This window comes from Kitasatospora sp. NEAU-CNBT7, from assembly GCF_057220535.1.
The window spans coordinates 70,938-83,870 of sequence record NZ_JBXQQB010000034.1 but is presented as its reverse complement, the minus strand read 5'-3'; the positions used below and the strand labels follow the sequence as shown (position 1 = coordinate 83,870).

12 protein-coding genes, 1 pseudogene and 1 riboswitch are annotated in these 12,933 nt (G+C 73.2%); of the genes and pseudogenes, 6 read left to right on the top strand and 7 right to left on the bottom strand.

Features of this window, described 5'->3' with window-relative positions; translation table 11 throughout:
- A pseudogene (locus AC2TEW_RS31970) lies at nucleotides 1–544 on the bottom strand (LamG domain-containing protein); the annotation flags it as partial.
- A gap of 360 nt (nucleotides 545–904) precedes the next feature.
- Entirely contained in the window at nucleotides 905–2,878 is a 1,974-nt protein-coding gene (locus tag AC2TEW_RS31965; RefSeq protein WP_484624446.1) for an anthranilate synthase family protein, read from the bottom strand.
- A gap of 249 nt (nucleotides 2,879–3,127) precedes the next feature.
- Between AC2TEW_RS31965 and AC2TEW_RS31960 the strand changes: the two genes are divergently transcribed.
- Both AC2TEW_RS31960 and AC2TEW_RS31955 read left to right on the top strand, forming a co-directional pair.
- A complete protein-coding gene (locus AC2TEW_RS31960; RefSeq protein WP_484624445.1) occupies nucleotides 3,128–4,537 on the top strand; it encodes a class II 3-deoxy-7-phosphoheptulonate synthase in 1,410 nt (469 codons plus the stop codon).
- A gap of 214 nt (nucleotides 4,538–4,751) precedes the next feature.
- Nucleotides 4,752–4,988 carry a (2Fe-2S)-binding protein gene (locus AC2TEW_RS31955; protein WP_033824705.1) on the top strand — a complete coding sequence of 79 codons (237 nt, stop codon included), beginning with the start codon at nucleotides 4,752–4,754 and terminating at the stop codon, nucleotides 4,986–4,988.
- Nucleotides 4,989–5,009: 21 nt separating this feature from the next.
- Here AC2TEW_RS31955 and bfr read toward each other — a convergent pair whose 3' ends face one another.
- A complete protein-coding gene (gene bfr, locus AC2TEW_RS31950) occupies nucleotides 5,010–5,489 on the bottom strand; it encodes a bacterioferritin (RefSeq protein WP_033824704.1) in 480 nt (159 codons plus the stop codon).
- 192 nt (nucleotides 5,490–5,681) lie between these two features.
- Here bfr and AC2TEW_RS31945 point away from each other — a divergent pair, with 192 nt between their 5' ends.
- Nucleotides 5,682–6,311 (top strand): sulfite oxidase-like oxidoreductase, encoded by a 630-nt coding sequence (locus tag AC2TEW_RS31945; RefSeq protein ID WP_484624444.1) that lies wholly within the window; start codon nucleotides 5,682–5,684, stop codon nucleotides 6,309–6,311.
- A 22-nt stretch (nucleotides 6,312–6,333) separates the two neighbouring features.
- Here AC2TEW_RS31945 and pknB read toward each other — a convergent pair whose 3' ends face one another.
- The 4 genes from pknB to thiO all read right to left on the bottom strand — a co-directional run bounded on the left by pknB (nucleotide 6,334) and on the right by thiO (nucleotide 10,355).
- A complete protein-coding gene (gene pknB, locus AC2TEW_RS31940; RefSeq protein WP_484624456.1) occupies nucleotides 6,334–8,079 on the bottom strand; it encodes a Stk1 family PASTA domain-containing Ser/Thr kinase in 1,746 nt (581 codons plus the stop codon).
- An 88-nt stretch (nucleotides 8,080–8,167) separates the two neighbouring features.
- Entirely contained in the window at nucleotides 8,168–8,965 is a 798-nt protein-coding gene (locus AC2TEW_RS31935; RefSeq protein ID WP_033824702.1) for a thiazole synthase, read from the bottom strand.
- Nucleotides 8,966–8,970: 5 nt separating this feature from the next.
- The gene (thiS, locus tag AC2TEW_RS31930) at nucleotides 8,971–9,180 is read right to left on the bottom strand and encodes a sulfur carrier protein ThiS (RefSeq protein WP_484624443.1); all 210 of its coding nucleotides are present in this window, start codon (nucleotides 9,178–9,180) and stop codon (nucleotides 8,971–8,973) included.
- Nucleotides 9,177–10,355: a glycine oxidase ThiO gene (gene thiO / locus AC2TEW_RS31925; protein ID WP_484624442.1), complete on the bottom strand. Its 1,179-nt coding sequence runs from the start codon at nucleotides 10,353–10,355 to the stop codon at nucleotides 9,177–9,179. Before thiO ends, thiS begins: the two co-directional genes overlap by 4 nt.
- A riboswitch (TPP riboswitch) is annotated at nucleotides 10,349–10,461 on the bottom strand. (Overlaps the previous gene by 7 nt.)
- Nucleotides 10,462–10,539: 78 nt before the next feature.
- Here thiO and AC2TEW_RS31920 point away from each other — a divergent pair.
- From AC2TEW_RS31920 to thiE, 3 genes are all read left to right on the top strand, one after another.
- Nucleotides 10,540–11,745 carry an NAD(P)/FAD-dependent oxidoreductase gene (locus tag AC2TEW_RS31920; RefSeq protein ID WP_484624441.1) on the top strand — a complete coding sequence of 402 codons (1,206 nt, stop codon included), beginning with the start codon at nucleotides 10,540–10,542 and terminating at the stop codon, nucleotides 11,743–11,745.
- 92 nt (nucleotides 11,746–11,837) lie between these two features.
- Nucleotides 11,838–12,203 carry an Rv2175c family DNA-binding protein gene (locus AC2TEW_RS31915; protein ID WP_033824699.1) on the top strand — a complete coding sequence of 122 codons (366 nt, stop codon included), beginning with the start codon at nucleotides 11,838–11,840 and terminating at the stop codon, nucleotides 12,201–12,203.
- Entirely contained in the window at nucleotides 12,200–12,847 is a 648-nt protein-coding gene (gene thiE, locus AC2TEW_RS31910) for a thiamine phosphate synthase (RefSeq protein ID WP_484624440.1), read from the top strand. The genes AC2TEW_RS31915 and thiE overlap by 4 nt, the downstream gene beginning before the upstream one ends.
- Nucleotides 12,848–12,933 lie beyond the last annotated feature (86 nt).

The following is a 12,933-nucleotide window of genomic DNA, read 5'->3' as shown; positions in this document are numbered from 1 at the left end:
GCCGCAACTGGTCGAGCTCCGGGTTCTTCGCCGCCGCCGCGGTGTGCACCACGAGGATCTGGCTGAAGCCGGTGCGCGTCGCGGTCAGCTTCAGGTCCACGTCCGGCAGGATCGAGCGGTACTCCGCCGTGCTGCCGTCCACCACCGGCTTCGGCAGCGCGTGGGGCCAGCCGAGCGTCAGCTCCCTGCCCTGCGAGGCCATCCGCACCAGCGGCTGCGAGAGCCCGCCGCCGGAGAACACCACGTCCGCCGTCGCCGCCTTCGGCGCCACCGAACCGTCCGCCCGCACCGTCAGCGCCGGGTCGATGTCCACCCAGCCACCACCCGCCTTGCGCACCCGGTGCGGCTGCACGTACGTCGTCGCCACCAGCCTGCCGTCCGGCTGCGCGACCACGTCAACGGTCTCGGTGCGCTTCGACGCCACCTCCACCGGCTTCCCGGTCCGCCTCGCCTCGGCGACGGCCTCGCTCTCGGGTGAGGTGTCCTTGGCCGGTCCCGACTGCGCCGGGTTGGCGGGTGTTCCGGCGGCGGCCGTTGCCGCCACCGCCGGAGTGATCCCCGCACCGACGAGTGCCCCTACGGCAACCGCGGCGGCCAGCCAGCCGCGTGCGGACCGTCTCCACTCTGTATGTGCCACTGTGCCCCAGTTCCCAATTCTTAAGATCTTTTAATGCAGGCTGGCGGAGCTTCGCCGACGGCCGAACTGGGTGTCAAAGCGGTATTGCTGAGCGTGACTCTTTGTGTTGGATCAAGGGTGGTGAGACGTGCCAAATGGGTCAAAGGGGTGGTCAACTGTGGTCAAAGTCACGGCAATGCGTGACCCAGTGTCACATTTGGGGGGTGGGGACGGCGATGCCGGCGGCCCTCGTCAATGACGCATCCCGAGAGTATTCTTGACGGATGATCAGCCGGTGGCCACATGGGATCCCGTCCGCAGCAGCCCCGCGACGATGTCGACGCCCTCGCGGGTGAGGACCGACTCCGGGTGGAACTGGAGGGTGGCGAAGCCCGGGCCGCGCAGCGCGTGGACGTCGCCGGTCAGCGGGTCGCGGGAGAGCTCGACGGAGTCCAGCGCGAGGCGGGCCGCCTCGGCGTCGGTGCAGCGGGCGGTGAAGGTGCTGTAGAAGCCGACGGTGCGCCGGGTGCCGAACAGGTCGATGCTCTCCTGGGCGCCCTGGTAGGGGACGCCCTTGCGGACCAGCGGCAGCCCGAGCCGATGGGCGATCAGCTGGTGGCTGAGGCAGACCGCGAGCAGCGGCGCGCCGCGGCTGCCGGAGCGGGCGGCGGCGAGCGCGTCGGCGGCAATCGGCCGCAGCAGCGCCATCTTGGGGTCGGCCGGGTCCGCCGGGTCGCCCGGTCCGGGGCCGAGCACCAGCGGGCCGCGGTGCTCGGCCGCCAGCGCGCGCAGGCCCGGGGTGTCGTACCGGACCACGGTGACCCGGTGGCCGAGCGAGCCGAGCAGGTGGGAGAGCATCGAGGTGAAGGTGTCCTCGCCGTCCACGACCAGGGTGTGCGGGCCCTGCAGCGGCGCGGCGGGCTGCTGCATCCGCAGCCAGAACGGCGCCAGCCCGGCGCGCCGGGCGTCCAGCGCTGCCTGCACCCGGTGGTCGTCGGCCAGCCGCCGGGCCCCGCCGCCGGCCGCGCCGCCACCGCCGTCGACCGCGCCGCCGCTGCGCGCCGGGCCCGGGCGGGCGCCGATCGCGGCGAGCACCCCGGCCGCCTTGGCGTGGGTCTCGGCCACCTCGGAGTACGGGTCGGAGTGCCGGACCAGGGTCGCGCCGACCCGGACCACCAGGTCGCCGGTGGCGGGGTCGACGTCCGCGGTCCGGATGCAGATCGGGGAGTCCAGCTGCTGTCCGCCGCTGGCGCCGCGGCCGATCAGGGCCAGCGCACCGGAGTAGTAGCCGCGCCCGCCGCGCTCGTACCGCTTGATCACCCGGGTGGCGTTCTGGACCGGGCTGCCGGTGACGGTGGCCGCGAACATGGTCTCCTTCAGCACCTCCCGGACGTCCAGCGAGGTGCGCCCGCGCAGCTCGTACTCGGTGTGTGCGAGGTGCGCCATCTCCTTGAGCCGGGGGCCGAGCACCTGGCCGCCGAGGTCGCCGACGGTGCACATCATCTTGAGCTCCTCGTCGACCACCATGGTGAGCTCCTCCAGCTCCTTGGGGTCGTGCAGGAAGGCGAGCAGCGAGTCCAGGTCGGAGCCGCCGGCCGGATAGCGGTAGGTGCCGGAGATCGGGTTCATCACCACCGTGCCGCCGGACTGCCGGACGTGGACCTCCGGCGAGGCGCCGACCAGCACCCGGTCGCCGGTGTGCACCAGGAAGGTCCAGTACGCGCCGCGCTCCTGTTCCAGCAGCCGGCGAAGCAGCGTCAGCGCGGTGCCGGTGGTGAAGCCGTCGAGGCGGGCGCGGAAGTCGCGCCGGATGACGAAGTTGGCGCCCTCGCCGTTGCCGATCTCGTCCTCGATCACCCGGCGGACGATGCCGGCGTACTCCTCGTCGTCGATGTCGAAGCCGCCGCCCTCCAGCCGGACCGGCTGCCGCGGCAGTGCGGCGAGCAGGTCGGCCAGCGGGAAGGCGTACTGCTCCTCGACGGCGAGCGCCTGCAGCGGGGTGGCGTCGTCGTGCGCCTCGAAGCCGCGTTCGCGGATCTGCCGGTACGGGACCAGGGCGAGCAGGTCGTGGCGCGGCCCGTCGGCGGGCAGGCCGGTGGGCACCGGCAGGTCGGCGAGCGTGTCGTGGCTGCCGACGGTGCCCAGCAGCACCTCGACGGTGTCCGGCGCGAGCCTGGGGGTGCGGCGGTGCAGCACCGCGAAGGCGGGCGCGCCGGGGGAGGTGAGACGGGCGAGCAGGGCGGCGGGGCCGGTGGTGGTCACGGGTGCGGCGGTCCTTCCGGGAGGGTGGGCGGGGAGCTGTGCTCCGGTCCGCTGTCCGGGAGGGCCGTCAGAGCCTCGATACGCCGACGGCCGCCCCGGGGGGCGGCCGTCGTTCGTCTCAGGGACGCGCGTTTCGTGGACCACCCGAGGGGTTGGTCCACCACCAGCAGAGGGTGTGCGGCGCGTTCATGGGCACGAGCGTAACCGATGGGCCGGGGGTGTGAACCCGATCACCGAAATGTCCAGCAGATGTCTCACCCAGCGGTCGGTCGTCACAATCCGGTTGTCGCACCCCGTAGCCTTGATCCTGTGACCGTGACGACTGAGACATCGAGGACTGGCCACTCCTGGCAGTCCCTGCCCGCGGCGCAGCAGCCTGAATGGCCGGACCAAGAGGCGCTGCGCAAGACCCTTGCGGACCTCGCCTCGTATCCGCCCCTCGTCTTCGCCGGCGAGTGCGACCAGCTGCGCGCCAGGCTCGGTGCCGTCGCGCGCGGTGAGGCCTTCCTGCTGCAGGGCGGTGACTGCGCCGAGGCGTTCGACGGGGTCTCCGCCGAGCAGATCCGCAACAAGCTGAAGACCCTGCTGCAGATGGCCGCCGTGCTCACGTACGCGGCCTCGGTGCCGGTGGTGAAGGTCGGCCGGATCGCCGGGCAGTACTCCAAGCCCCGCTCCAAGTCGACCGAGACCCGCGACGGTGTGACCCTGCCGGTCTACCGCGGCGACTCGGTGAACGGCTTCGAATTCACCCCGGAGTCCCGGATCCCGGACCCGGAGCGCCTGAAGCGGATGTACAACGCGTCCGCCGCGACGCTCAACCTGGTCCGCGCCTTCACCACCGGTGGCTACGCCGACCTGCGCCAGGTGCACGCCTGGAACCAGGACTTCGTGCGCAACTCGCCGGCCGGGCAGCGGTACGAGAAGCTGGCCCGCGAGATCGACAACGCGCTGGCCTTCATGAACGCCTGCGGGGTCGCCCCCGAGGAGTTCAAGACGGTCGAGTTCTTCTCCTCGCACGAGGCGCTGATCCTGGACTACGAGACCGCCCTCACCCGGACGGACTCGCGCACCGGCCACCTGTACGACGTCTCCGGCCACATGGTCTGGATCGGCGAGCGGACCCGGCAGCTGGACCACGCGCACATCGAGTTCGCCTCGAAGATCCGCAACCCGATCGGGGTCAAGCTCGGTCCGACCACCACGGTCGACGAGGCGCTCACCCTGATCGACCGGCTCGACCCGGAGCGCGAGCCGGGCCGCCTCACCTTCATCACCCGGATGGGTGCGGGCAAGGTCCGCGAGCACCTGCCCAACCTGGTCGAGAAGGTCACCGCGAGCGGTGCCCAGGTGGTCTGGATCTGCGACCCGATGCACGGCAACACCTACGAGGCCGAGACCGGGCACAAGACCCGCCGCTTCGACGACGTGCTCGACGAGGTCAAGGGCTTCTTCGAGGTGCACCGCGCGCTCGGCACCCACCCGGGCGGCATCCACGTCGAGCTGACCGGTGACGACGTCACCGAGTGCGTCGGCGGTGGCGACGAGGTGTTCGAGGACGACCTGCACCAGCGCTACGAGACGGCCTGCGACCCGCGGCTCAACCGCAGCCAGTCGCTGGACCTGGCGTTCCTGGTGGCGGAGATGTACCGCAGCCACTGAGACCCGCCGACGGCGCCGGCCCGCGCCGGTGTGACGAAAGCCCCTCCCCGCTCGGACGATCCGAGCGGGGAGGGGCTTTTTCCTGTGCCGATCGCCGGGTAAGGTAAGGCTTAGCGAGGTAAGGCAAGGCTTTGCTGATCTTGCTCGCCGTAGCGCCGGCACCGTCCAGTACCTGCACCGTCCAGCACCGCCAGCACCACCGGGAGAGACCGCGATGTACGTCTGCATGTGCCATGCGGTCACCGAGGCCCAGGTGAAGGACGAGATCGAGGCCGGCGCCGTCACCCCGCGCCAGATCGCCAAGGGCTGCAAGGCCGGCACCGACTGCGGTTCCTGCGTCCGGCGGATCCAGGCCCTGCTCGGGGAGCACGGTGCCCGCCCGTGCCCGACATCCAGGCTGGCGGCCCGGCTGGGGCTCGCCGAGCCGGACTCCGCGCCGCTGGCGGCGTAGCGCCGTAGCGGCGGGGGCGGGTCAGGACTCCGGCTGCTCGATCAGCTGGGCCAGGTAGAGCGGCTCGCCGAGCTTCTCCAGCAGTTCGAGCTGGGTGTCGAGGTAGTCGATGTGGTGCTCCTCGTCGGCCAGGATGTCCTCGAAGATGTTGGCCGAGGTGACGTCGTTCTTGGCGCGCATCACCACGATGCCCCGGCGCAGCCGGTCGATCGCCTCGACCTCGACCTGCCGGTCGGCCTCGAACATCTCCTTCACGGTCTGCCCGATCCGGACGTGGAACAGCCGCTGGTAGTTGGGCAGGCCGTCGAGGAACAGGATCCGGTCGGTGAGCGTCTCGGCGTGCTTCATCTCGTCGAAGGACTCGTGCCGGGTGTACTTGGCGAGCTTGGTCCAGCCGTTGTTCTCCTGCATCTTCGCGTGCAGGAAGTACTGGTTGATCGCGGTCAGCTCGGCGGTGAGCTGCTCGTTGAGGAATTCGATGACCTCGGGGTCGCCCTTCATGGCGGTGCCTTCCTTGTCCCATGCGTCGCACGCGCTACCGCGGTTGGTGGCATCGTGGCACCCTTGCGGCCGGTAATTCCAGTAAGTTCACACTCACTCGGACATGTGTCGTATTGTCCGATATCCGCCAATCGGGGGGCGTGCGCGAGGGGCGCGCGAGGTGCGGCGCCCGCCGTCTGTCACCATGGAGAGATGGGTCAGCACCAACCGGAACAGCCTCAGCCGTCTGACCCGCGGATCCCCCCGGGCCAGCGGCTGCAGCGCGGCTGGCCGGTGCTGCACTACGGACCGGTGCCCCGCTTCAAACCGCAGAGCTGGGACTTCCAGGTGTTCGGCGCGACCGCCTCCGCCGAGAAGCACAGCTGGGACTTCGCCGCCTTCCACGCCCTGCCCCGGGTCACCGTCCGCGGCGACCTGCACTGCGTGACCCGCTTCTCGATGCTCGGCAACGAGTGGGGCGGGGTCGCCGCCAAGACCGTCCTCGACCTGGTCCCGCCGGCCGCCGGCGTCACCCACGTGATGGTCTGGGCCGAGTACGGCTACAGCGCCAACCTGCGGCTCGCCGACTTCGCCGACCCCGGCACCGTCTTCGCCACCCACCACAACGACGAGCCGCTCACCCTGGAGCACGGCTTCCCGGTCCGGCTGGTGGTGCCGCACCTGTACGCCTGGAAGGGGCCCAAGTGGGTCCGCGCGGTCGAGTACATGCGGGCCGACCGCCGCGGCTTCTGGGAGGAGCGTGGCTACCACAACCTCGCCGACCCCTGGGCCGAGCAGCGCTACTCGTACCAGGAGGAGCCCGGCGACGGGCCGCTGCGCTGAGCCCGCTCCCCGCCGCCGCGCCCTAGAACAGGCTGAAGGAGATCGTCACCACGGTGCCCTGCGGGCGCGGCTGCCCGGCCGGCGGGGTCTGCGAGGAGACCTTCCCGGTACCGAACAGGTTGAGGCCCGCGGTCTGCACCTTGAACCCGGCGTCGGTGAGCGCCTTGGTGGCCGCGTCCTTGTCCATCCCGACCACGTTCGGCACCGGGACCTGGCCCTTGCTGACCACCAGCGCCACCGGCGCACCCACCGCGAGCTGCCCGCCCGTGGCCGGGGAGGCACTGATCACCGAACCCTTGGGCACCGCGTCGTCGAACGCCTCGGTCACCGTGCCCGGGGTCAGCCGGGCGTCGGTGAGCGCCTTGCGCGCCGCCTCCAGCGGCTTGCCGGCCAGCTCCGGCACCTGGACCCGCTCCGGACCCCGGGAGAGCACCACCCGCACCGAGTCGCTCTTGCGGGCCCGCTGCCCGACCCCGGGGTCGGTCGAGATCACCTGCCCGGCCTGCACCGACTCGCTGAACTCCTGGACGTAGGTGCCGTGCAGCCCGGCCTTGTCGAGGGTCGCCTGGGCCTGCGCCTGGGACTGCCCGAGCACGGCGGGCACCGTGGTGTACACCGCGCCCGACAGCAGGTACGTGGTGACGGCGACCGCCGCCAGCAGCACCGCGATCGCACCCGCCCAGACGAACGGCTTGCGCGAGCGGCGCGGACGCGGCGGGCGGACCCGGCGCAGCTGCACGGTGTGGTGCGCGGCGGGCTCGTCCACCGGCGGGCGCGGCGGCAGCAGGTCCGGCGGCACCTCCAGCACGCTGGTCCGCTCCACCGGCGGCGAGATCACCGAGGTGACCTCGCCGGTCGAGTACTGCGGCGTCAGCCGGGAGGAGGCCGGCGGCTCCGCGTCCAGCTGGGCCTGGCTCAGCGTGCGCCGGGCCCGCTGCAGGGTGGCCAGCAGCTCCACCGCGTCCCAGGGCCGGGCCTCGGGGTCGTGGGCGGTGGCGGCGGCCACTATCGCGTCCAGCTCCGGGCCCACCGCCGGGGCGGACAGCGACGGCGCCGGGACCCGCTCGTGCAGGTGCTGGTACATCACCTGGGCGGGGTGGTCGCCGGAGTGCGGCTTGGTGCCGGTGAGCAGCTCGTACAGCAGGATGCCGGCCGCGTACACGTCGACCCGCTGGTCGGTCGGGGCCTGCCGGATCTGCTCCGGGGCCAGGTACGAGACGGTGCCGAGCACGGTGCCCGCCTCGGTGGTGCTGGTGACCTCGCCGCCGGCCGCCGAGAGCAGCCGGACCAGGCCGAAGTCGGCGACCTTGACCATGCCGCCCTCGGTGATCAGGACGTTCTCCGGCTTGATGTCCCGGTGCACCAGGCCGGCCCGGTGGGCGGCGCCGAGCGCGGCCAGGATCGGCTCCATCACGTCCAGCGCGGCCCGCACCGACAGCGCGCCCCGGTCGCGCAACACGTCCCGCAGGTTGGAACCGGGCACGTACTCCATCGCCAGGAAGACGGTCTGGCCGTCGGCGCCCTGGTCGAAGACGTTCACCACGTTGGGGTGGGCCAGCCGGGCGATGGCCTTGGCCTCGCGGATGAACCGGGCCGTGAAGTCGCTGTCGCCGACCAGCGACGGGTGCATCACCTTCAGCGCCACCACCCGGTCCAGCCGGGTGTCCAGCCCCCGGTAGACCGTGGACATCCCACCGGCGGCGACCCGCTGCTCGATCCGGTACCGGCCGTCGAGCAGCGTTCCGATCAGGGGGTCGCGCAGCGTCATGTCCACCAGAGGAGTGTAGAGGCGCAGGCCCCGGGCGGGCCCGGGGCCTGCCCGTCGCGGGCCGGTCTGTGCCGAAGTTGAGACCCGGTCAGAACGCCGGGCGCTCCCGCACGTCCAGTTCGGCCCGGCCGGCCATCGCCGAGGAGGCCTCGGCGTGGAACCGGCGCGGGATCCGCCCGGCCCGGTGGGCGAGCCGCCCGGCCTCCACGCCCCGGCGCATCGCCTCGGCCATCAGCACCGGGTCCTGGGCCCGGGTCACCGCGGAGGCCAGCATCACCGCGGCGCAGCCCAGCTCCATCGCCAGCGCCACGTCGGAGGCGGTGCCGGCGCCCGCGTCCAGCACCACCGGGACGCCCGCGTTCTCCACGATCAGCTGGAAGTTGTGCGGGTTGCGGATCCCGAGGCCGGAGCCGATCGGCGAACCCAGCGGCATGATCGCCGCACAGCCGACGTCCTCCAGCTTGCGGGCCAGCACCGGGTCGTCGTTGGTGTACGGCAGCACCGTGAAGCCGTCGTCGACCAGCGTCTCGGCGGCGTCCAGCAGCTCGATCGGGTCGGGCAGCAGGGTCCGCTCGTCGGCGATCACCTCCAGCTTCACCCAGTCCGTGCCGAGCGCCTCGCGGGCGAGCCGGGCGGTCAGCACCGCCTCCCCGGCGGTGAAGCAGCCGGCCGTGTTGGGCAGCACCCGGATGCCGTTGCGGGTCAGCACGTCGAGCACCGACCCCTGGGTGCCGGGGTCGACGCGGCGCATCGCGACCGTGGTCAGCTCGGTCCCGGAGACCAGCAGCGCCTGCTCCAGCACGTCCAGGCTGGGGGCGCCGCCGGTGCCCATGATCAGCCGGGAGGTGAAGGCCGTCCCGGCGATGGTGAGAACGTCGTCCGCCACGGCGCTCAGCCGCCCTGGACGGCGGTGAGGATCTCGACCCGGTCGCCGGCGCTCAGCACCGTCGCGGTCCACGACCCGCGCGGCACCACCGCCTCGTTGAGCGCCGCGGCCACCCCCGAGGGCGCCTTGCTCAGCTGGGCCACCACCTCGGCCAGCGTGGTCGAGGCGGGCAGCTCGCGGGGCTCGCCGTTGACGGTGAGCGGAATCTGGTTCATGACGGGACCTCTGCGGTGAAGCGGCTGGGGGAGAAGGGGGCGGCGAGTCCGGGCAGCACACCGGTGGCCAGCTGCTCGGCGATCAGATCGGCGGTGACCGGGGTGAGCAGCACGCCGTTGCGGTAGTGGCCGGTGGCGGCGGTGAGGCCGGGCAGTGCGGTCGGGCCGAGCAGCGGGGCGTTGTCGGGCGAGCCGGGCCGCAGCCCGGCACCGGTCTCCGCCAGCGGCAGCTCGGTGATGCCGGGGATCAGCTCGTGCGCGTCGCGCAGCAGCTCGTACACGCCGCCGGCGGTGACGGTGGTGTCGTGGCCCAGCTCCTCGCTGGTCGCCCCGATCACCAGCTCGCCGTCGGCCCGCGGCACCAGGTAGATGTGCTGCCCGCGCACCACGGCCCGCACGTTGCGGGACAGGAACGGCGCGTACGGCTGCGGGATCCGCAGCCGCAGCACCTGGCCCTTGACCGGACGGACCGGCGGCAGCACCCCGGCGGGCAGCCCCGGCAGCAGGTGGCTGCGGCAGCCCGCCGCCAGGACCAGCTGCCCGGCGGTGAGCTCGGAGCCGTCGGCCAGCCGGACCCCGGTGGCCCGGCCGTCCTCGACCAGCAGCGCGGCGGCCTCGGACCGGTGCAGCAGCACGCCCTCGCGTTCGCACGCGGCCAGCAGGGCCTTCGCCAGCCGCCGGCCGTCCACCTGGTGATCGCCCGTCACCTGCAGCCCGCCGCGCACTCCCGGGGCCAGCATCGGCTCGAGCTTGCGGCACTCGCGGCCGGTCAGCCAGTGCGACTCCAGTCCGAGCCGCTGGTGGAAGGCGAGCAGCTCGCGCAGCTCCTCGCGGTCGTCGGAGTCCAGCGCCACCGCCAGCGTGCCGGTCCGGCGGTAGCCGGTGTCCAGGCCGGTGGCGGCGGTCAGCTCCGCGGCGAAGTCGGCGTACCGCTCGTTCGACGCCATCCCGAGCCGCAGCAGCGGCTCCTCGCCGTACTGCAGCTCCGTGACCGGCGCCAGCATGCCGGCCGCGACCTGCGCCGCCCCGCCGCCCGGCGCCGGGTCGACGACAGCGACCGCCAGTCCGCGCTGCGCCGTCCGCCAGGCCACGCCCAGGCCGATGATCCCGCCGCCGATCACCAGCACGTCGGGCGTGCGCGCCGCCGGCGTCCCGGCCGCAGATGTCCGTGCCAAAGTCGGTAACTCCCTTCGCCGGCATGACCCGGATCAGGTTCGGACGGTCGCAGGCCGCACCAGCCCGCCTCTCAGCCCGGTGCACCGGGCTCCCGTGTGAGGTGCCCGTCCACCATAACGCCGGGCGCCGCCCATCCCGAAGGTGCGTACGGAGGGTGGACACCCCGCTGGATAGGCTGACCCGGTGGTCGAACTGAAGAGAACCGGACGAGTGGTCGTGGTCGGGGCGGGCATGGCGGGCGCCCAGGCCGCCCTGGGCCTGCGGCGCGGAGGCTGGGAGGGCCGGATCTCGCTGCTCGGCGACGAGCCGCACCGCCCCTACGACCGGCCGCCGCTCTCCAAGAACGTGCTGCTCGGCCAGGCCGACAGCACCGCCTTCGACATCGACTGGGACCACCTCGGCATCGACCTGCTGCCCGGCCGCCGCGCCCTCGCCCTCCACCCCGGGGTGCTGCACACCGACGCCGGCGAGCTCCCGTACGACGGCCTGGTGATCGCCACCGGCGCCGCCCCCCGGCCGCTGCCCGGCGCCCCCGGCGCCCGCCTGCTGCGCACCCTGGACGATGCCCTCGCGCTGCGGGAACGGCTGCGCCCGGGCGTGCGGCTGGTGCTCGCCGGGGCCGGCTGGATCGGCGCGGAGACCGCGACGGTGGCCCGGCAGCTCGGCTGCGAGGTGACCGTGGTCGAGGCGGGACCGGCCCCGCTGGCCGGAGCGCTGCCCGGACCCGTCGGCGCGGCGATGGCCGGCTGGTACGCCGCCGCCGGGGTCGACCTGCGCTGCGGGGTCGGCGTCCTGGCGGCCGAACCCGCGGCGGTGGTGCTCACCGACGGCACCCGGCTGGCCGCCGACGAACTGCTGGTCGGCGTCGGCGCCCGTCCCGCCACCGGCTGGCTGGCCGGTTCCGCGGTGGAACTCGACCCCGACGGCGCGATCCTGGTCGACGACCGGCTGCGCACCACCGCCCCCGGCGTGTGGGCGGTGGGCGACTGCGTCTCCTACCCCTCGGCCCGCTCCGGCACCCGGCTGGCCGTCCAGCACTGGGACCACGCGCTGCAGTCCGGCGGCGCCGCGGCCGCCGTGATGCTCGGCGCCGACACCCCCTACGACCCGGTGCCGTACTTCTGGTCCGAGCAGTTCGGGCACATGGTCCAGTACGCGGGCCGGCACGCCGGTGCCGACGAGCTGATCCACCGCGGCTCGCCCGAGGAGGCGTCCTGGTCGGTGCTGTGGCTGCGTCAGGGGGCGCTGGTCGCGACCCTGTCGGTGGACCGCCCGCGCGACCTCAACCAGGCCAAGCGGCTGATCGACCGGGGTGCGGTGCTCGACCGCGCCCTGGCCGCGGACCCGTCCGTCCAGCTCAAGGCGGCGGCCGCCGGACCGGGGTCCTGACCGGGGGCCGGCCGGGTGGCCGACCGGGGGAGCGGCGGGGCCCGGCCGGGGAGGTGGTGCGCGAGGGCCTCGGGAGGTGGCAGGCTGGGGGCGTGAGCAAGATTGATCCCAAGATTGAAGCCCTTGTCCCCGCGTGGCTCTACCTGCCCGACATCTCGGAGCTGTGGGGGGTGCAGATCACCGAGGTCCGGGACCAGGTGAGGAACCGGACCCTGCTGGCCGTCCGCCGCGGCGAGAACAACTCGCTGCAGGTGCCCGCCGACTTCATCGAGCCCACCGGGCCGGTGAAGCACCTGGTCGGGACGTTGACCGTGCTGCGCGACTGCGGGCTCAACGACGAGGAGATCCTCGAGTGGATGTTCACCGAGGACCCGTCGCTGCCCGGCAGCCCGATCCAGGCGCTGCGGGAGAACCGGGGCACCGAGGTGAAGCGCCGCGCCCAGGCGATGCTGCTGTGACGGCCGACCCCCGCACCGCGCTGGCGGACGCCCGGCTGTACCTGTGCACCGACGCCCGCCGCGAGCAGGGCGACCTGCCCGAGTTCCTGGACGCGGTGCTGGCCGGCGGCGTGGACATCGTCCAGCTGCGGGACAAGGGGCTGGAGGCGAAGCAGGAACTCGAGTACCTGGAGGTCTTCGCCGACGCGGCCCGCCGCCACGGCAAGCTCTTCTCGGTCAACGACCGGGCCGACGTGGCGCACGCGGCCCGGCCGCAGGTGCTGCACCTCGGGCAGGACGACCTGCCGGTGCCGGCGGCGCGGGCGATCCTCGGGCCCGACGTGCTGATCGGCCGCTCCTGCCACGCCGAGTCCGAGGTCGACACCGCGCTGACCGAGGCCGGCGTCGACTACTTCTGCACCGGCCCGGTCTGGCCCACCCCCACCAAGCCCGGCCGCCACGCACCGGGGCTCTCGCTGGTCTCGTACGCGGCGAAGCAGCCGACCGACCGGCCCTGGTTCGCCATCGGCGGCATCGACCTCACCAACCTGGACGAGGTCCTCGCGGCCGGCGCCGACCGGGTGGTCGTCGTCCGCGCCATCACGGCAGCCGACGACCCGGGCGCAGCCGCCGCCGAACTCGCCCGCCGCCTCCGCAACCGCTGACACCTCCCGGCGGACGCGCGGTGGATTTCAGGGGCGCCGGGGGGCACCCATAGGGGCGCTGGGGGCACCTCCCGGCCGAAGGCTGG

Excerpts from the sequence above, each read along its gene's own strand:
- thiS (WP_484624443.1), bottom strand. The coding sequence starts at position 9,180 with ATGAACCAGATTCCGCTCACCGTCAACGGCGAGCCCCGCGAGCTGCCC.
- pknB (WP_484624456.1), bottom strand. The coding sequence starts at position 8,079 with ATGACGCTGCGCGACCCCCTGATCGGAACGCTGCTCGACGGCCGGTAC.
- AC2TEW_RS31960 (WP_484624445.1), top strand. The coding sequence starts at position 3,128 with ATGTCTCACCCAGCGGTCGGTCGTCACAATCCGGTTGTCGCACCCCGT.
- AC2TEW_RS31955 (WP_033824705.1), top strand. The coding sequence starts at position 4,752 with ATGTACGTCTGCATGTGCCATGCGGTCACCGAGGCCCAGGTGAAGGAC.
- bfr (WP_033824704.1), bottom strand. The coding sequence starts at position 5,489 with ATGAAGGGCGACCCCGAGGTCATCGAATTCCTCAACGAGCAGCTCACC.
- AC2TEW_RS31945 (WP_484624444.1), top strand. The coding sequence starts at position 5,682 with ATGGGTCAGCACCAACCGGAACAGCCTCAGCCGTCTGACCCGCGGATC.